This window comes from Streptomyces sp. NPDC046887 (genome assembly GCF_040644755.1).
GTDB classification, from domain to species: domain Bacteria; phylum Actinomycetota; class Actinomycetes; order Streptomycetales; family Streptomycetaceae; genus Streptomyces; species Streptomyces lichenis.
Genome location: NZ_JBEYXH010000002.1, coordinates 341,892 through 359,694, shown reverse-complemented (window position 1 = coordinate 359,694; position 17,803 = coordinate 341,892). Strand labels below are relative to the sequence as shown.

General features: G+C 74.3%; 11 protein-coding genes. 6 read left to right on the top strand and 5 right to left on the bottom strand.

Annotated elements, in window-relative coordinates; translation table 11 throughout:
• Positions 1–168: 168 nt before the first annotated feature.
• From ABZ945_RS04600 to ABZ945_RS04590, 3 genes are all read right to left on the bottom strand, one after another.
• Entirely contained in the window at positions 169–438 is a 270-nt protein-coding gene (locus tag ABZ945_RS04600) for an acyl carrier protein (protein WP_361263743.1), read from the bottom strand.
• Between the two features lie 375 nt (positions 439–813).
• A complete protein-coding gene (locus tag ABZ945_RS04595) occupies positions 814–2,673 on the bottom strand; it encodes a BTAD domain-containing putative transcriptional regulator (protein ID WP_361263740.1) in 1,860 nt (619 codons plus the stop codon).
• Between the two features lie 297 nt (positions 2,674–2,970).
• Complete coding sequence (locus ABZ945_RS04590; protein ID WP_361263737.1) at positions 2,971–4,521, bottom strand: MFS transporter; 1,551 nt, start codon at positions 4,519–4,521, stop codon at positions 2,971–2,973.
• A gap of 305 nt (positions 4,522–4,826) precedes the next feature.
• Between ABZ945_RS04590 and ABZ945_RS04585 the strand changes: the two genes are divergently transcribed.
• Positions 4,827–5,540: a TetR/AcrR family transcriptional regulator gene (locus tag ABZ945_RS04585; RefSeq protein ID WP_361263734.1), complete on the top strand. Its 714-nt coding sequence runs from the start codon at positions 4,827–4,829 to the stop codon at positions 5,538–5,540.
• A gap of 123 nt (positions 5,541–5,663) precedes the next feature.
• On the opposite strand, the gene ABZ945_RS04580 is transcribed toward ABZ945_RS04585, so the two are convergent.
• A complete protein-coding gene (locus ABZ945_RS04580) occupies positions 5,664–10,865 on the bottom strand; it encodes an SDR family NAD(P)-dependent oxidoreductase (RefSeq protein ID WP_361263731.1) in 5,202 nt (1,733 codons plus the stop codon).
• Positions 10,866–10,975: 110 nt separating this feature from the next.
• A complete protein-coding gene (locus tag ABZ945_RS04575; RefSeq protein ID WP_361263728.1) occupies positions 10,976–12,286 on the bottom strand; it encodes an AMP-binding protein in 1,311 nt (436 codons plus the stop codon).
• A 258-nt stretch (positions 12,287–12,544) separates the two neighbouring features.
• Here ABZ945_RS04575 and ABZ945_RS04570 point away from each other — a divergent pair, with 258 nt between their 5' ends.
• The 5 genes from ABZ945_RS04570 to ABZ945_RS04550 are packed head-to-tail and all read left to right on the top strand — an operon-like array spanning position 12,545 to position 17,790.
• A complete protein-coding gene (locus ABZ945_RS04570; RefSeq protein ID WP_361263725.1) occupies positions 12,545–13,582 on the top strand; it encodes a ketoacyl-ACP synthase III family protein in 1,038 nt (345 codons plus the stop codon).
• A gap of 12 nt (positions 13,583–13,594) precedes the next feature.
• Complete coding sequence (locus ABZ945_RS04565; protein ID WP_361263722.1) at positions 13,595–15,223, top strand: AMP-binding protein; 1,629 nt, start codon at positions 13,595–13,597, stop codon at positions 15,221–15,223.
• A 1-nt stretch (position 15,224) separates the two neighbouring features.
• Positions 15,225–15,500 carry a phosphopantetheine-binding protein gene (locus ABZ945_RS04560; RefSeq protein ID WP_361263719.1) on the top strand — a complete coding sequence of 92 codons (276 nt, stop codon included), beginning with the start codon at positions 15,225–15,227 and terminating at the stop codon, positions 15,498–15,500.
• The gene (locus tag ABZ945_RS04555; protein ID WP_361263716.1) at positions 15,497–16,981 is read left to right on the top strand and encodes an amidohydrolase family protein; all 1,485 of its coding nucleotides are present in this window, start codon (positions 15,497–15,499) and stop codon (positions 16,979–16,981) included. Before ABZ945_RS04560 ends, ABZ945_RS04555 begins: the two co-directional genes overlap by 4 nt.
• The gene (locus tag ABZ945_RS04550; protein ID WP_361263713.1) at positions 16,978–17,790 is read left to right on the top strand and encodes a 2,3-dihydro-2,3-dihydroxybenzoate dehydrogenase; all 813 of its coding nucleotides are present in this window, start codon (positions 16,978–16,980) and stop codon (positions 17,788–17,790) included. Before ABZ945_RS04555 ends, ABZ945_RS04550 begins: the two co-directional genes overlap by 4 nt.
• Positions 17,791–17,803: the final 13 nt, after the last annotated feature.

The following is a 17,803-nucleotide window of genomic DNA, read 5'->3' as shown; positions in this document are numbered from 1 at the left end:
TACGGGCCGGGTAGAGCCCGGGAGCGCGGTCACCGGAGCCGTGGCCACCGGTCCCGTACCGTCACCGGTCCCGTACCGTCACCGGTCCCGTACGACCACCGGGCGCTGAAGTCGGCGCGGGCGATGGCCCGCGCGGCCCGGGGGCCGGGGCGGCCAGGCCCACGGCGGCTAGGCCGCGGCGGTGTGCTTCTGGCTCTCCTCGGCGATGTGCGCGGCGAGCGCCTCGATGGTGGGGTGGTACCAGAGCGCCGTGGTGCCGAGCTCGAAGCCGAGCCAGGTCTCCATCTCACCGGCGATGATGAGCGCCTGGGTGCTGTCCAGGTCGAGCTCGTCGAAGTACTGGTCGGGCGGAACGTCGGCCGGTGCCACGCTGAGCCGCTGGGCGATCTCCTCGATCAGCCACTTCTGGGCTTCCTCGGCCGATATGTTCTTCGCCATTTCCCGTCCTCTCGAAATGTCTGCTGCCCGCGTCCGGGAAACATCAGGGAATTCCCCGGGGCACGCCTCTCGTCCGAGGCGCCGAAGGGTGGTGAGCGGGGGAGTCGGGGCGGTAGCGCGCCCCGGGCCGTCCCGAGATCCGTGACCCTAGGACGGCACCCGTCGCGGAGCAACCGGACCCGGCCCGCGCCAAGGCGGGCCGATGCCCTTTCCGAGCGGAATGTCAGCGGCGTGACCGGTAACGGCCACGCTGAGCTGGGCTGATAAGCGCTGAGGGGGAGGGATGGCAGGCGCTGTCAGCCTGCCGTAAGGCTGTCAGCGGCCGTGTCAGGCAGTCGTGTCAGCGCGGCCATGTCAGCCGGTCGCGGCGGGCCGTCAGGCCGGAGGCCGGGGCGGGGTGGTGCGGGCGAGGTCGGCGGCGAGCCCGGCGAGGGAGCCGGACGGGGTGGCGGCGAGCTCGGTGACGGCCCGGCGCAACGGCAGCGGCAGACGGCCGCAGACGGCCGCCAGCTCCTCGGCCGCGCCCGGTTCGGCGGCCGTGCGCTCGGTGCCCAGGTGCGTCACGATCAGCTCCTGCGCCTCCTCGGCGGTGAGCGCGCCCAGGCCCAGCGAGAGCGCGCCCTCGCGGGTCTCCAGGTCGGCCAGCGGGGTCCGGCTGGTGGCGACCACCGCGTTGCCGGGGGTGCCCGGCAGCAGGCAGCGGACCTCGGAGGCGTTCTCCACGTCGTCCAGCACCACCAGGAAGCGGCGCCCGGCCAGCAGGCTGCGGAAGAGGGCGGTCACCTCGTGCGGGGTGTCGGGTATCCAGTCGTCGCGTACGCCCAGGGAGCGGATGAAGCCGGTGACCACCGTGCACGGGGTCACGGTCCGCTGCTCGGGGTCGACGCTGCCCTGGAGGCTGGCGTAGAGCTGCCCGTCGGGGAACTCGGCGAGCCGGTGGTGGGCCCAGCGCACCACCAGGGCGCTCTTGCCGATGTCCGCCGGGCCGTGCACCACCGCGATCCCCGGGGAGCCGTGGCCGCCGTGCCGCTGGAGCAATGCACGGTCCAGGGAGGCCAGTTGGCGGGCCCGGCCGGTGAAGGGGGCGGGTACCAGGGGAAGCTGGGCGGGCGCCCCGATGCTGGGCGAGCGGCCCGCCGGGGCGGCCGCCGGGTGGACCGGGCCGGGGGCGCCCGCGCGGGGCAGCGGGCCGGACGTCCGCGACCTCGGCGACCGAGGTGCGGGGATGGCGGAGAGAACCCGCTGCTCCGGGGCGCCGCCGCCCCGCAGGACGGTCTCCCGCGCCCGCCGGATGTCGTCGCCCGGCTCGACGTCCAGCTCCTCCTTCAACCGGGTGCGCAGCTCGGCGAAGAGCTGGAGGGCCGCCGCCCGGCGGCCGGAGCCCGCGAGCGCCAGCATGATGCGGGCCTGGAGGGGTTCATGCAGCGGTTCCTCGTACGAGGCGGTACGCAGATGCTCCACGGCGAAGCCGGGCCGGTCCAGCCGCAGGGCCAGGTCGGCGGACTCGATGGCCACGTCGATATGGCGCTGGGCCACCCGTACCACCGAGGGGTGGTGCCAGAGCTGGGGCAGGTCGTGCAGCAGCCGGCCCTGCCAGCAGTGCAGGGCCTGCCCGTAGAGGTCGAGCGCCACCAGCGGTTCATGGGTCACGGTCCGGCGGGCCAGGGCCACCCGGTCCTCGAACCGGCACAGGTCCAGCCGTACGTCCGTACTGTTGAAGACATAGCCGCCGCGTACGGTGCTGATCCGCCGGGCGGTGGCGGTGGCCGCCCCGGCGGAGGGCTCCACGATCCGGCGCAGCCGGGCCACATGGGTGTGCACCAGCTGCGGATAGGAGGACGGGGCCTCGCCGTTCCACAGCACGTCCGCGATCTCCTCGTGGCTGACCGTCCGGTCCGGCTGGACGGCGAGCAGCCCGAGCAGGGCGCGCTGCTTGCTCGGCAGCGGTACGGGCCGGTCGGCCGAGAGCACCGCGAGCGGCCCCAGTACCCGGATCTCCTGGGCGGCCGGCCCGGTATCCGGCGCGGAGCCCGGCTCGTCCGGTGGATCCGCGGGCCGCCAGCCGACGACTTCGGCGATCCGCGTCAGCGTCTCGCGCCGGGGCGTCTTCACCTGGCCGTGCTCGATATGGCGGATGGTACGCACACTCACGGAAGCCCTTCGCGCCACCTCTTCCTGGGTCAGTCTCGCCCTGGTGCGCGCGGTGCGCAGTTCAGAACCTCGTATAGTTCTCAACTAATCCCCCGTCCTGAGCGGGTCGGCGAAGAAAAAAGAAAACCCGCCGGTTTCTTTCCGCTCGGCTCCTGGTCGTTCCCTTGCGCAGAGATTATGGGAAAGGGTCGTCGGCCATACGGAGATCGTGCGGTCCGGTGGCCCGGACCGCACATTCCCGATCAATGCACCGGCGGCGCGATTCCCATCAACTCCCCGGTTCCGGCGGTCCGATCAACTCTCCGGTGCCCGGTGACCCGATCGATTCCCGGTGCCCGGTGGCCCGATGGATTCCCCGGTGCCGTCGGCCCGGGGCGGGGGTCATACGGCGGCTGCCGGGCTTTCCGCGGCGGGCCGCGCCTGTGTGCCCGGCCCGGGCTCCGCGGTGTCCGGCTGCTCGGGCGACCTGCGCACCAGCACCAGCACCAGCACCCCGGCCAGCACCGCCGCGAGGCCGCTCACCAGGAAGGCCCGGTCGAGCCCGGCGGCGTAGGCCTGCTCGATCACCCGCTCGCCCGTCTCCCGTGCCCCGGCGGGGAGTTCGGCGATCAGGCGGGCCGACTGGCCGCCGGTGGCCAGCTCGGCCACCGCGTCGGAGTCGGGGAACACCCCGCTGTCGGCCGCCTTCCGCCCGATCACCCCGGACAGGATGGCGCCCACCACCGGGATGCCGACGGCGAAGCCGAGCTGCCGGAAGGTGTTGGCCGCGCCGGAGGCCATGCCCGCCCGGCTGGCCGGGGCCGCGGCCAGGGCGGCCGAGGCGAGGATCGGCGAGGCGATGCCGACGCCCACACCGCTCAGCAGCATGCCGGGGAGCAGCGCCGTCCAGCCGGATGTCGCGGTCAGCCGCATCTCCAGCAGGGTGCCGGCGCCGATCAGCAGCAGACCGATGCCGATCGGCCACTGCGGGGCCACCGAGGAGAGGAACCGGCCCGCGAGCCCGGCCGCCACGAAGGACATCCCGCTCAGCGGCATCAGGATCAGACCGGCCTCCACCGGGCTGAGGCCCAGCAGCGACTGCGCCCAGACGGAGACGAACACCAGGTTGGCGAAGGCGGCGGCGCTGAACACCACCGCACCGGCCATCAGCCCGCCGAACGAGGGCGAGCCCAGCAGCCCCAGGTCCAGCATCGGGTCCCGCTTGCCGCGCTCGACCAGCAGGAAGGCGATCAGCGCGACCGCGCTCCCGGCGAACAGAGCGAGCGTGGTGGACGAGCCCCAGCCGTCCTCACCGGCGTGGATCAGGGCGAAGATGAGCAGGGTCGCGGCGAGGGTGAAGCCGATGGTGCCCGGCAGGTCGATCCGGCGGGCGACACCCGAGGGCGCGCCCTTCAGGTGCCGGTGGCCGACGAAGAGCGCGATGGCCGCGACCGGCAGGTTGACGAAGAAGATCCAGCGCCAGCTGGCGTGTTCGGTGAGCAGACCGCCCAGGATCGGCCCGGCGGCGGCCGCCGCGCCGTTGACCGCGCCCCACAGGCCGAAGGCGATACCGCGGTCCTTGCCCTGGTAATTCCCGGCCAGCAGTGCGGCGTTGGTGGCGAACATGGCCGCGGCGCCCAGACCCTGGACGCCCCGGGCGGCGATCAGCAGCGCACTGCCGTCGGCCAGTCCGCAGGCCAGCGAGGCGGCGGCGAAGACGGCCAGGCCGATGAGGTAGACCCGGCGGGCGCCGACCAGGTCGGACAGCGAGCCGATCGACATCAGCAGGGCGGCGAGCACCAGGACGTAGATGTCCACCACCCACTGGAGGGCGGAGAACGAGGCGTCGAGCGAGTCCGTCATCTGGGGCAGGGCGACGCTGACGATCGTCACATCGATCAGCAGCATGAAGGTGCCCAGGCAGACCGCCAGCAACGGCATCCATTTGCGCATGGCGCGGTGCCTTTCTCAGGAAAGGATCAGGAAAGGAGGTGACGTGAGGGAAAGGAGGTGTCTTCTGAGGGACAGGAGGTGCGGGAGGCGGGACCGAACGGTGGGGGAGGCGGTCGGTCCGACGGAGCGGGGCGCGCTGTCCGGTTCGCGACGGGCGGCGCGGCGCATGGGGGTGCGCGGCCGATACGAGCCGGTCTTAGACAGTGGCTAATAGGTTAGGCTGACTCTATGCCCTGCGGGACGCCGGGCGTCAAGTCGCACCGGGTGCCGTACCCCCGGTAGCCCCCCAGCGTGAGGTGACAGCCATGCCCGAATCCGTATCGCGCGCGCCCGAATCGGCTCCCCGCCGCCGGTCACGCGCCTCCGCGGGCCTGCCGCCGATCACCGCCGAGAAGATCGTCGAAGCGGCCGTCGAACTGACCGCCGAGCGCGGCCTGGACGGCTGGTCGATCCGGCAGATCGCCACCCGGCTGGATGTCTGGCCGGGCGTGGTGGCCCACCATGTGGGGGACCGGGAGGCGGTGGTGATGGCGGTGACGGACCGGATCGTCGGCCGGATACCCGTGCCCGGCACCGATGTCGGCTGGCGTGAGTGGTTCAGCCGGCTGACCTTCGAGGGCCGCGCCATCCTGAAGGAGTACCCGGGGGTGGCGCGCCGCCTGGTGGTGGTGGGCCCCACGGTGCGGTCCGCGCTGCCGACGATCGACGCGGGCATCCGGGTCCTCCAGGCGGCGGGCTTCGGGGACCGCGCCACCGACATCTACCGGTACCTGCTGAACAGCGCCTTCATGCTGGTGGCGGTGGAGGACGACCGGGGCAGCTACTTCCCCCAGGCCCGCGCCGAGATGGGCCGCACCATGGCCGCCTTCGCCGAGGACCCCGAGCGGCCGGGCCTGGCGGCGGCGGGCGCGCGGGCGCTGGCCAGCAGCGAGGACCCGGCCGACCAGGACCTCGCCTTCTTCCGGCTCACCGTGGAGCGCTCGCTGGACGGCGCGGAGGCGCTGCTGAACCGCGACTGAGGCCGGACCGCAGGGATACGGGGGAGGTACGGGCCCGGGGCAGAACGGGGCCGCGCCCCGGGCGGGAGGCCCGGGGCGCGGCTGGGTGCGGATGTCCCTGTGGGGGTACGGGGTTGAGGCGGGTTACGTTCCGGCGGGGGCCTCGTCGGGGGCGCGGGTCGCCAGCACACCCGCCAGGAAGCCCGCGATCTCGCTCACCGACGGGTAGTTCCACAGCAGGGTGGCCGGCAGCGCCACCCCCAGGTCGCGCTCCAGGGCCACCCGTACCGCCGCCGCCAGCAGCGAGTCCACGCCCGCCTCGGTCAGCGGTCGGTGCACCCCGATGGCGTCGGGCCGCAGCCCGAGCACCGAGGCCACCCGACGGCGTACGTCATCCAGCAGATACGCCGCCAGCTCGTCGCCCGACAGGCCGACCCAGTCCGGGACTTCGGTCGGTGGGGCCGTCTCGTCCCGGGCCAGCTCCGCCAGCAGGGCGGGGCGCGGGCCCCGGTGGCCGCGGAGCAGCCCGAGCACCGCGACCAGCGGACCCGCGGCGCCCGCGGCGATCTGGTCGAAGGCGCGCAGCGCCCGGTCCGGGGCGATGTCGGCGGTGCCGCGGGCGGCGAGTTCGACGTCGGTCGCCTCCGCCGCCGTGGCCATGCCCATCCCGCGCCAGCTCGTCCAGGCGATGGACACCGACTCCCGGCCGCCCAGGGCCCGCCGGTGCGCGGCGAGCGCGTCCAGATAGGCGTTGGCCGCGGCGTAGGCCCCCTGACCGGGCAGCCCCAGGAGCGGGCCGGCCGAGGAGAACAGCACGAAGAAGTCGGTGGAGCCGGGCGGGAACAGCTCGTGCAGCACCCGGGCGCCGTCCACCTTGGGCCGCATCACCTCGCGCAGCGCCTCGGCCTCCAACTGGTGCAGCAGCGCGCTGTGTACGGTGCCCGCCGCGTGCACCACACCCCGTACCGGCGGCAGTCGGAGCCCGGCCAGGGCCGTGCGCACCGCCTCCCGATCGGTGATGTCCACCGCGAGGGTGGCCACCGTGACGCCCGCCGCCTCCAGCCGCCGTACCGCGGCGGTCCGGCGGTCCTCGTCGGACCACTCGGCGCGCGGCGGCAGCGGGGTGCGGCCCAGCAGCACGATCCGGCGGGCGCCCCGCTGGGCCAGGTGCTCGGCCAGCTCCAGGCCCAGCACGCCGAGGCCGCCGGTGACGAGGTAGGTGCCGTCGGCCCGGCAGGCGAACGGTTCGCCGTCCGGCGCCGGTGCGGCGGGCACCAGCCGGGGTACGTGGACCGCGCCGCCGGCCACCGACAGCACCGGCTCCGGGGGCCGCAGCGGGAGCAGGTCCAGCAGCAGCGTGGCGGACTCCTGGTCCAGGGGGCCGGCCGGTACGTCCACCACCCCGCCCCAGAACTCCGGGTGCTCGCTCGCCGCCACCCGGCCCATGCCCCAGAGCGGTGAGCCGCCGAGGTCGCCGGCCGAGGCCGCCGCGCGCACCCCGGAGGTCAGGCACCACAGCCGGGGCTTGCGGCCGGGCAGCGCCGCGATCTCACCGACCAGTCGGGTGAACTCGCTTGCTGCGGCGGCCGGTTCGGCGTCTCCCGGCGCGTAGAGCACGTGGTCGGCACCGGCGAGTCCGGTGGCGTCCACGCTCACCGTGGCGCCCTGCCCCGCGCAGGCGGGGACCAGGGAGCGGGCGAGCGGATCGGGGCCGAGCACCAGCACGGTCCGGCCGGGCAGGGCGGTGTGCGACCCGCCGCTCACCGGGAACGGCTGCCACTCCACATCGAAGCGCCCGCTGGTGCTCCGCTCCTCACCGGAGAGGTTGCCGTCGAGTTCCCCGTACCGCAGTCCGCGCAGCGAGCACAGCGACGCGGCCCCACCCCCCGCCGTCTCCGGCAGTCCGCGTACGTCCACATGGACGGTGGTGGGGCGGTCGGGGTCGAGTGTGACGGTGATCGCGGCGGTGCGCGGCGCCGGGCCGGAGCGGCTGACCCGGTCGATATGCGCGGGCATCCGCAGCACCGCGGGGCCGGTGAAGATCACCGAGGCCATCGAGAGGGCGGCGTCCAGCACCGCCGCCCAGCTGCGGTCCAGCCCGGCGCTGACCACGGCGGTCAGCACGCCCTCGCCACGGTGCAGTTCGTCGATCCGCCAGGGGTATCCCATGTCGGCGACGCCGAGTTCGGCCAGCCGGTCGACCACATGGTCCGGGTCCACCGGCTCCGGGGCGCTCACCGCGCCGATCGGCTCGGTCTCCCCCTCGCCGCCGATGGCCGCCAGAGTGTGGGTGGACCAGGCGGTGTCCGGGGCGCCCAGTCGGCGGGTGACCAGCCGCAGTCCGGCGTCGTCCCGGACGATCTGTATCTCCCGGGTCTCCTCCCCGGGCACCACCACCGGCTGCCGCAGCCGCAGATCGGTCAGCACCTCGGTGCGGCCGGCGGCGAGGAAGGTGTTCACCAGCACGGCGGCCGGGATGATCTCGGTGCCCTGGACCGGGTGGCGGCGCGGGTAGGGCCGGGTCCGCAAATCGAGCGTGGTCCGCCAGATCCGCAGCCGGGCCCCGTGCACCGCCGTCTCGGTGCCGAGCAGGGTGTCCACGGGCGACTCGGTGAGCCCCCGGGCGTCCACCCAGTGCCGCTCGTGCTGCCAGGCCCTGGTGGGCAGCTCGGCGCGGTGCCCGGCCGGCTGGAGCACCGGCCAGTCGACCGGTACGCCCGCGCAGTGCAGCCGGGCCAGCGAGGCGAGCAGGGTGGCGCGCTCCGGCTTGTTGCGGCGCAGGGTCGGGACGACCAGCACGCCCGGGGTCCCGGCGGTGGTCTCGGTGACCGAGTGGCTGACCACCGGGTGCGCGGAGACCTCCAGGAAGGTGCGGTGCCCGTCCTCGGCGGCGGCCCGTACGGCGTCGGCGAACCGCACCGGCTCGCGCAGGTTCGCCGCCCAGTAGGAGGCGTCCTGGCGGCGGCCGGAGCGCGGGTCCCGGACGGCGGTGAGATAGAGCGGTACGCGGGCGGGGCGCGGCTCCAGGTCGGCGACGGCCAGCGCCAGGTCGGCGCTGATCTCCGTCATATGGGCGCTGTGGAAGGCGACGTCGGAGTCCACCCGCCGTACCGTCCAGCCCTGTTCCGCCCACCGCTCGGCGGCCTGGTCCACGGCCGGGATGTCCCCGGCGACCACGGTGGAGGAGGGGGCGGCGGCGATGGCGGCGCAGAGGGTGTCGGTGGTGCCGATGGCGGCGGCCACCTCGTCGAACGGCCGGTCCACCATGATCATGGCGCCCATCCCGGCGACCTTGCGCAGCAGTGCGGAGCGGCGGCAGACCAGCCGGGCGCCGTCCACCTCGCCCAGCACCCCGGCCGCCACGGCGGCGGCGATCTCGCCCACCGAGTGGCCGATGATGGCGCCGGGCACCACCCCGTAGTGGCGCCAGACCTCGGCCAGCCCGATCTGCAGGGCGAACAGCATCGACTGGATGGTGTCGACCGAGCCGAGGTCGCCCCCGGTGAGGACCTCGCGCGGGGTGAGGCCCAGCTCCTCGGCGTAGACGGGGCCGAGCCGGTCGATGGCGGCGGCGAACACCGGCTCGTCCGCGAGGAGTTCGCGGCCCATGCCGGACCACTGGGCGCCGTGCCCGGAGAACACCCAGACCGGGGCGCGGGACGGGCCGGAGGCGTCCCCGGTGACCAGGGCCGGATGGGCCTCGCCGTCGGCCAGTGCCGCCAGCGCGGCGGCCAGCTCCTCCCGGTCGCCGGTGACCACGGCCGCCCGCTCGGCGAGGTGCGCCCGGCGGTGGGCGAGGGTGTGCCCCACGTCCCGTAGCGGGTGCGCGCCCACGGCCCCGGCCAGCCGCCCGGCCTGGGCAGCCAGCCCGGGACCGTTGGCGGCGGAGACGGGGTACAGGGTCAGGGCCCCGGCGGCGTGCTTCCGCGCGCTCTCGGAGTCGGCGCCGACGGCGCGCTCCCGCGCGGATTCGCCGGCCTGGACCTCGACCTCCAGGGGTCCGCCCGCCTCGGAGCCGTCCCCCGCCGGGGCCTGCTCCAGCACCGCGTGGGCGATGGTGCCGCCGTAGCCGTAGCTGGCCACCCCGGCCAGCCGGGGGCGTCCGGTCTCGGGCCACGGGGTCGGCTCGGCGACCAGCCGCAGGCCGGAGGTGGCCCAGGGGATGTCCTTGCGGGGGCCGGCCACCGAGAGGGTGGGCGGGATGACGCCGTGCTCCATCGCCAGCACCGTCTTGATGAGCCCCGCCACCCCCGCGGCGGACTCGCAGTGCCCGATGTTGGTCTTCACCGAGCCGATCAGGCACGGGCCGCGGCCCTCGGCCCGGTCGCCCACCACCTCGGCCAGCGCGGCCGCCTCGATCGGGTCGCCGACCTTGGTGCCGGTGCCGTGCGCCTCGACGTAGTCCACCTCGCCGGGCGCGACCCCGGCGGCCAGGTAGGCCCGGCGCAGCAGATGGGCCTGGGCGGTCGGGCTGGGCGCCATGATGCCGTCGGTGCGGCCGTCCTGGTGCACGGCGCTGCCGCGGACCAGGGCGAGCACCCGGTCGCCGTCGCGGCGCGCGTCGGAGAGCCGCTTGAGCACCACGACCCCGCAGCCCTCGCCGCGCCCGTAGCCGTCGGCGGCCTCGTCGAACGCCTTGGAGCGGCCGTCCGGCGAGATGGCCCCGGCGATGTCCAGCACCGTGGTGAGGCCCGGGCCCGCCATCAGCATCACCCCGCCCGCCAGCGCCACCGGCACCTCGCCGCCGCGCAGCGCCGCGCAGGCCTGGTGCAGGGCGACCAGCGAGGAGGAGCAGGCGGTGTCCACGGCCAGGCTGGGGCCGCGCAGGTCCAGGGCGTACGAGATCCGGTTGGGCACCCCGCACAGCGAGGAGCCGATCCCGGTCCAGGCCTCGACGCCGGGCAGGTCCTCCAGCAGCCGGCGGCCGTAGTCGTCGGTGCCCACGCCGATGAAGACACCGGTGTCGGTGCCGGCCAGCTCGGTGGCGGGGATGCCGGCGTGCTCCAGGGCCTCCCAGGCCACCTCCAGCGCCATCCGCTGCTGCGGGTCGAGCTGGCGGGCCTCGGTGGCCGACATCCCGAAGAACGCGGCGTCAAAACCGCTGATGTCGTCCAGGAAGGAGCCGTGGGAGATCACCCGCGACAGCACCGCCGCGTTCTCCCGGGACAGCGCGCGCTGCGGGGCCCAGCGGTCCTCGGGCACCGGCCCGGAGGTGCCGGCCTCGTCGGTCAGCAGCCGCCAGAAGGCCTGCGGGGAGTCGATGCCGCCGGGGAAGCGGCAGCCGATGCCGACAACGGCGATCGGTTCATCGGGGGACGGCGGCAGAGGGGGCGTGTCACTCACCATGGGTCACCGCTCACGGGTCGGGGCGCCGTCCACTGCGGACGACGGGGAACGACGGGGGACGAGGGGAAGCCGGCCGGGGCCGGGGGCGGGGCGCGACAGGGCAGGGGCGGTCATGCGTACATGACCGCCCGGTCCCAGTCCTCGCCCTCGCCGAAGAGGTAGCGGGCCTTGAGGATGTCGCGCGGCGCGGTGAGGGCCGAGGTGGGCACCAGGGTGCCGAGCGGCAGTCCGGTGATCCGGTGCGGTACGCCGAGTTCCCGGTCGACCAGCGCGGTCAGTTCCTTGACCGCCCGCTCGCGGACCGCGTCCGGCGCCTCGAACTCGACGCGCAGCAGGTCCCGGTGGGCCATCGCCCGCCAGAACATCACCTCGTACTCGAAGGGCAGGCTGAACACCAGCTCCTCCAGGCGCTGCTGGGTGACCGTGCCGGAGCCGACCGGGTAGCCGGCGCCGGACCGGCCCAGCACCCGGACGGTGGGCAGCACCCAGTCGCAGCCGCACCCCTCAGTGGCCACCTCGACGTCGTCGGCGAGGTTGTAGCGCAGCAGGGGCATGGCCTCGCGGAACAGCGGGGTCACCACCAGCTGGCCGCGGCCGGTGGGGGAGAGTTCGCCGGTCTGCGGGTTCCACACCTCGAAGACCGCGCGGTCCGCCCACAGGTGCAGGGAGCCCTGGGGGCACTGGCCGGCGATGGTGCCGGTCTCGGTGGAGCCGTACTCCTCCACGATCGGGATGCCGCCCCAGATCTCGCTGATCCGCTTCCGGCGCACCTCGGTCAGCGGCTCGGCCGCGGTGAACATGGCGCGCAGGGCGGGGAAGTCCTTCTCGGGCCGCAGCCCGGCGGCCTTGGCGGCGGCCGCCAGCATCATGATCTCGGTGGGGTTGCACCAGGTGAGGGAGACGTCCAGAGCCCGCATCACCCGCACCATCCGGGGCAGCGGGGTGGCCAGCGAACGGGCGTCGCCCGGCACGATGGTGGCTCCGCGCAGCCGTCCGGCGGCCTGGGCGAGATGGGCGGTGATGACCAGGCCGTAGGGGGTGCGGACCAGGAAGGTGTCCGAGGGGCGGATGCCGACCCACTTGCGGGCGTACCGCTCGGCCAGATCGGTCCAGTCCTGGTCCGTGTAGTACGAGGCGGTGGGATCGCCGGCGGTGCCGCTGGACTCGTGGTAGGTGGCCAGCTTCTCCCGCTCCACGGCGAGCATCCCGAAGGGGTACTGGTCGCGTAGGTCCTGCTTGGTGGTCAGCTCGATCCCGGCGAAGTCCGCCGCCTCCACCGGCTTCGCGCGCCCTGCGTAACGGGCCGCGTAGAAGGGCGAGCGCATCGCCTGGGCGAGCACCCGGGGCAGCTCGGCGGCCTGGAGCCGTGCGAGTTCGGCGGGTTGGGACCAGTCGCCCGGTTCCGGACGCGACTCCGACATCGGATCTCCCTCGTCTGTGTCCAGGGCCGCGGGCTGCGGCGCGCGGCGGTGACGCGCACAGCACAGCACCGGCGCCCCGGGCGCGCCCGAGTAGTCGCTACTCAACTCGCCCGGGGCGCACCCCGTACCCACCACATCGGCCCGGTCCGTCAACGCATGTGCGTACGACGGGGGTTGAGTACCGCCTACTCATGAGGGCCCGGTGGCCCGGCTGCTCTGCTTGCGGCCAAGGCCACCCACCACGAAGGAGTCGGCGCGATGAGGACCGAGAACCTGTATCTCGCCGGGATCGGCAGCCAGCTGCCGCCCCTGTACCCGGCCGGGCGCGCGGTGGAGGAGGGGCTGTACGACGAGGCGGCCCGGCAGTCCTCCGGTATGCGCTCGGCGGCCGTCAGCGCCTCCACGCCCGCCCCCGACATGGCGATCGAGGCGGCCCGCACCGCGCTGGCCGGCTCCGGGCACGGGCCGGACGACATCGGCGTCCTGCTGCACAGCTACACCTACCACCAGGGCCCCGACGGCTGGTCGGCCGGGCACTACGTGCTGCGGAACACCGTGGACCGCCCGGTGCCCGCGATCGAGGTCAAGCAGGGCTGCCTGGGCATGCTCGCCTCGGTGGAGGCCGCCGCCAACCGGCTGATCGCCAACCCCACCCATGACGCGGCGCTCATCACCACCGGCGACAACTACTCCACGCCCGGCGTGGAGCGCTGGCGGGCCTCCGGGCTGTTCGTGCTCGCCGACGCCGGTTCGGCCGTGGTCCTCTCCCGGCGCTCCGGCTTCGCCGAGCTGCTGGCGGTCGGTTCGCTCTCCGACTCCTCGATGGAGATCCTGCACCGGGCCGGCGAGGAGCTGTTCCCGCCGGGCGTCACCCGGGGCCGGGGCCTGAACTTCTCCGAGCGGGCCGAGAAGGTCCGCGAGCAGTGGGCGGCCGGCCAGGCCCCGCCGATCAAGAACTTCGGCGACCGGGTCGCCGAGATCGCCGAGCGCACCCTCAAGGAGGCCGGGCTCACCCTGGACCAGGTCAGCCGGGTCTGCCATGTCGGCTTCGCCCGCCCGGCGCTGGAGGCGATGTTCCTGCTGCCGCTGGACCTCCCCGAGGAGAAGAACGTCTGGGAGTACGTCAGCACCATCGGGCACACCGGCGCCGCCGACCTCTTCCTCGGCCTGGAGCACCTGTGGCGCGGCGGCGAGGTGGGCCCCGGCGACCACGTCCTGCTGATCGGCGCCAGCACCGGCATGGAGGCCGGCGCCGCCGTCGTCCGCATCACCGAGTCCGCGCCCGAAGCCGCGTGAGAGGGGCCGACCATGCTTGCCGGATGCACGCCCTGGCCGCCGGAGACCGCCCGGCGCTACCGCGAGCAGGGGATCTGGCGCGGTGACACGCTGGGAACGGTGCTGCGCGCCGCCGCCCGTGAGTACGGCTCGGCCACCGCGCTGGTCCACGGCGAGCGGCGCATCAGCTACCGCGAACTCGACGCCTGGGCCGACCGGTTGGCCGCGGGCTTCGTGGAGCACGGCGTCCGGGCGGACGACCGGATCGTGGTGCAGCTGCCCAATGTGCCGGAGTTCGTGGCGATCTCCTTCGCGCTGATGCGGATCGGCGCCAAACTGGTCTTCTCGCTGCCCGCGCACCGCGAGACCGAGATCGGCCATCTGGTGGAGCTGAGCGGTGCCACCGGCTACGTCCTGCCGGAGACCCACCGCGGCTTCGACCACCGGGAGATCGCCCGTACGGTGCTGGCCGGCAGCTCCACCCTGCGCTCGCTGTTCGTGCTCGGGGACAAGAGCGAGGGCTTCACCGCCGTCTCCGAGCTGGAGAGCGCGGTGGCCGACCCTCGGCCGCTGCCCGAACCCGACCCGTCCGATGTGGCGTTCTTCCTGCTCTCCGGGGGCACCACGGCGCTGCCGAAACTGATCCCGCGCACCCACGACGACTACGTCTACCAGGCGGGCCGGGCCGCCGAGGTCTGCGAACTGACCGCCGACGACACCTATCTCGCGGTGCTGCCGATCGAGTTCAACTTCGCCTACGGCTGCCCCGGGGTGATCGGCACCCTGATGACCGGCGGCACCGCTGTGCTCGCCGACACCCCCAACCCGCTGGACTGCTTCCCGCTGGTGGAGCGGCACCGGGTCACCGTCACCGCGATGGTCCCCTCCATCGTGCAGCTGTGGCTGGAGGCCGCCGAGTGGAGCGGGGAGGACCTGGGCAGCCTGCGGCTGGTGCAGGTCGGCGGGGCCAGGATGACCCGCGAGTTCACCGAGCGCATCGGCCCCACCCTGGGCTGCTCGCTCCAGCAGGTGTTCGGCATGGCGGAGGGCCTGCTGACCTTCAGCCGGCCCGGTGACCCGGCCGAGTCGGTGCTCACCACCCAGGGCCGACCCATCTCCGAGGCGGACGAGGTGCGCATCGTCGACGGCGACGGCGCCGAGCTGCCCCCGGGTGCGGTGGGCGAGCTGATCACCCGCGGCCCGTACACCCTGCGCGGCTACTACGGGGTGCCGGAGTACAACCGGCGCGCCTTCACCGCCGACGGCTTCTACCGCACCGGCGACCTGGCCCGGCTCACCGAGGACGGTGACCTGGTGATCGAGGGCCGGATCAAGGAAATGATCATCCGAGGCGGCGACAAGGTGTCCGCCGGCGAGGTGGAGGACCATCTGCTGGCGCTCGACGGCATCGCCGCGGCGGCGGTGATCGGGGTCCCCGACCCGTTCCTCGGCGAGCGGATCTGCGCCTATCTCGTACCGGACGGACCGGACGGGGCGCGAAGAGCCCTTCCCGAGCTCAAGCAGGCCGTGCACGCCCGCGGGGTCGCAGACTACAAGCTGCCCGACGCGGTGCGTTACGTGTCCGAACTCCCCCTCACCCCCCTCGGCAAGGTCGACAAGAAGGCGCTGGCGGCCGCCGCCGCGTCCGAGCAGGAAGGCTGACGTGGACAAGTCCCCCAACCCGACCGAGCAGGACCTCCGCGAGACCCTCGCGCCGCTGCTGGGCACCGACCCCGCCGAGATCGCCCCGGACGCCAACCTGGTGGTCCTCGGCCTGAGTTCGCTGGAGCTGATGCGGCTGGTCAGCGGCTGGCGCCGGGCCGGCGTCCCGGCCCAGTTCGACGCCCTGGTGGCCGACCCCACCCTGAACGGCTGGCTGGCGCACTTCGCCGGGCTGGCGGACACCGCCCCCGCCGCCGACTCGGGGGCGGCCCGGTGAGCGCCCAACTGATCACCGGCGGCACCGTCTACACGGCCGACGCCCAGGAGAGCGTGCACCCCGGCGGCGCGGTGCTGGTGGTGGACGGCAGCCTCGCCGCCGTGGGCCCCGCCGCCGAGGTCGAACGGGCCGTCGCCGCCCTCACCCCCGAGCAGCGGGCGGGCCTGCGCCGGCGCGACGCCCGGGGCATGATGGTGCTGCCCGGCTTCGTCAACGCCCACTGGCACGAGATGTTCGCCATGCGGCTGCCGATGCGCGGCGCGCTGCGCCCCGCCTCCGACCGGGACGACCAGGTCGCCTTCATGGGCGGCGGCGGGGACATGCACCAGATCTCCGCCACCTTCGACCGCTTCGACGAGCTGATCGACGCGATGACCCCCGAAGAGGCCGGGGCCATCGCCGAGTACTCGATGTGGACCCAGCTGCGCGGCGGGGTCACCACCCTCGGCGACATGGGCTCGCTCAACCGCCCGCACGCCATGGTCGCCGCGGCGCGGCGGCTGGGCATCCGGTTCTCCGCCAGCACCTGGGCGAGCGACGCGATCTGCCCGGCCGACGGGGACCGCCCGGTGCGCACCCGGGACACCGACGGGGTGCTGGCCGGGGTGGCCGAGCTGCTGGAGCTGACCGCCCAGGACACCTCGGGCCGTATCCGCTTCCGCCCCAGCATCGCCTATGTCACCAATATGACCGACGAGTTGGCGCGGGGCATGGCCGAGCTGGTGGCCCGCCATGACCTGGGCTTCGCCACCCATGTGGGCGCGCTGCGCAACGAGACCGCCCTGATGCGCACCTACTACGGCGAGACCGGGGTGCGCCGGCTGGCCGGGTTCGGGCTGGTGGACGAGCGGCTGATGGCCGGCCACTGCGCCTTCGTGGACGAGGACGAGCAGAAGCTGCTGCTCGCCGGGCGCGCCCACATCAGCCACTCACCCGGCAAGTACGGGCCGTCCGGCGAGTCCTCGCTGACCGAGACCGGCGCGGTGCCCGCGCTGCGCCGGCAGGGCCTGGACGTCTCGCTGTCCACCGACGGCTCCTCGATGCCCAGCGCCGGGATCGCCGAGACCATGCGGGCCGCCTGGCAGATGTACAACGAGATGAGCGCCGACCAGACCGAGGTGCTGCCCACCGACGCGCTGGCCATGGGCACCCGGATCGCGGCCAAGGGGCTGCGCTGGGACGACCAGGTGGGCAGCCTGGAGGCCGGCAAGCAGGCCGATCTGGTCCTGGTACGGGCCGACGACTGGCGCTATCTGCTCAACCCCCGGCCGCTGGAGAGCTTCCTGTGGCTGGCCGGCTCCACCGACATCGACACCGTCATGGTCGGCGGCCGCACCCTGGTCTCGGCCGGCCGGGCCGTGGAGGTGGACGAGGCCGCGCTCCAGGAGCGCTATCTGGCCGCGCTCGGCTCCTTCTCCACCCGCGCGCTGCGCATCCCCGAAGAGGTCGTCGGCCGGGTCCTCGGCGGGTGGTCCCGATGAGCGCCCCGCAGTCCACCACCGCCCGCCCGTCCGGGGCCGCCCCGCTGTCCGGGACCGCGCTGGTGACCGGGGCCGCGGGTGGCATCGGCGCCGCCGTGGTCCGCGCCCTGGTCGCCGCCGGGTTGCCGGTCGCCCTGCTCGACCGGGACGTACCGGCCCTCTGGGAGCTGGCCGGCGAACTGGCCGCGACCGGGGCCCGGGTGCTCGCCGTCCCCGCCGATGTGACCTCCGCCAAGGAGGTGGACGCGGCGGTGGCCACCGCAGAGGCCGAACTCGGGCCGATCGAGAACCTGGTCAACGGAGCCGGGGTGCTCCGCAGCGGACCGGCGATCGAGATGGATGACGAGGACTGGGAGACCACCCTCGCGGTCAACGCGGGCGGCGTCTTCCACACCAGCCGGGCGGTGGCCGCGCTGATGGTGCCCCGGCGCCGCGGCGCGATCGTCACCATCGCCTCCAACGCCGCTGCCACCCCCCGTACCTCCATGGCCGCCTACGCGGCCTCCAAGGCGGCCTCGGCCATGTTCACCAAGTGCCTGGGGCTGGAGCTGGCGCCGTACGGCATCCGCTGCAACGTGGTCGCCCCCGGCTCCACCCGCACCCCGATGCTCACCGCGCTCCAGGGCGACGCCGCCGAACGCGCCTCGGTGGACGGGGTGCCCGCCGCCTACCGCCTGGGCATCCCGCTGGGCCGGATCGCCGAGCCCGCCCATATCGCGGACGCCGTGCTCTTCCTGCTCTCCGAGCGGGCGGCCCACATCACCCTGCACGACCTGACCGTAGACGGCGGCGCCACGCTCGGCGTCTGACCGAACCCGTGAG

Excerpts from the sequence above, each read along its gene's own strand:
- ABZ945_RS04600 (WP_361263743.1), bottom strand. The coding sequence starts at position 438 with ATGGCGAAGAACATATCGGCCGAGGAAGCCCAGAAGTGGCTGATCGAG.
- ABZ945_RS04590 (WP_361263737.1), bottom strand. The coding sequence starts at position 4,521 with ATGCGCAAATGGATGCCGTTGCTGGCGGTCTGCCTGGGCACCTTCATG.
- ABZ945_RS04585 (WP_361263734.1), top strand. The coding sequence starts at position 4,827 with ATGCCCGAATCCGTATCGCGCGCGCCCGAATCGGCTCCCCGCCGCCGG.
- ABZ945_RS04580 (WP_361263731.1), bottom strand. The coding sequence starts at position 10,865 with ATGGTGAGTGACACGCCCCCTCTGCCGCCGTCCCCCGATGAACCGATC.
- ABZ945_RS04575 (WP_361263728.1), bottom strand. The coding sequence starts at position 12,286 with ATGTCGGAGTCGCGTCCGGAACCGGGCGACTGGTCCCAACCCGCCGAA.
- ABZ945_RS04570 (WP_361263725.1), top strand. The coding sequence starts at position 12,545 with ATGAGGACCGAGAACCTGTATCTCGCCGGGATCGGCAGCCAGCTGCCG.
- ABZ945_RS04565 (WP_361263722.1), top strand. The coding sequence starts at position 13,595 with ATGCTTGCCGGATGCACGCCCTGGCCGCCGGAGACCGCCCGGCGCTAC.
- ABZ945_RS04550 (WP_361263713.1), top strand. The coding sequence starts at position 16,978 with ATGAGCGCCCCGCAGTCCACCACCGCCCGCCCGTCCGGGGCCGCCCCG.